The organism is Tritonibacter sp. SIMBA_163, from assembly GCF_046535935.1.
GTDB lineage: Bacteria > Pseudomonadota > Alphaproteobacteria > Rhodobacterales > Rhodobacteraceae > Epibacterium > Epibacterium scottomollicae.
On the sequence record NZ_JAWJBP010000743.1, the window covers coordinates 1 to 258 of the forward strand.

The 258-nt window shown below is 56.2% G+C and carries 1 protein-coding gene; it reads right to left on the reverse strand.

The features are described 5' to 3' along the window. A partial coding sequence (locus tag R0J92_RS24295; RefSeq protein ID WP_411053567.1) for a transposase occupies positions 1 to 117 on the reverse strand: 117 nt, incomplete at its 3' end. Between the last annotated feature and the right edge of the window lie 141 nt (positions 118 to 258).

The window sequence follows — 258 nt, forward strand, 5'->3', positions numbered from 1 at the left end:
GTAAAACGTGCCATCGCTGATGCCGTGCTTCCGGCAGAGCTCTTTGGCGCCCATCCCGGCTTGGTGCTCCTTCAGGATCCCAATGATCTGCTCTTCGCTGAAACGGCTTTTCCGCATCGTCTGTCTCCTCGTTTGGAGAACAGGCGAACTTCAAACCGCGGACTTTTCAGGGCAGCAGGTCAAAAGAGCCGCCCTTCGCCGCAGGTGCCGCCAAAAATCATCATCGAACGGCAGCCAGCTCAATCACAAAGGTCATGT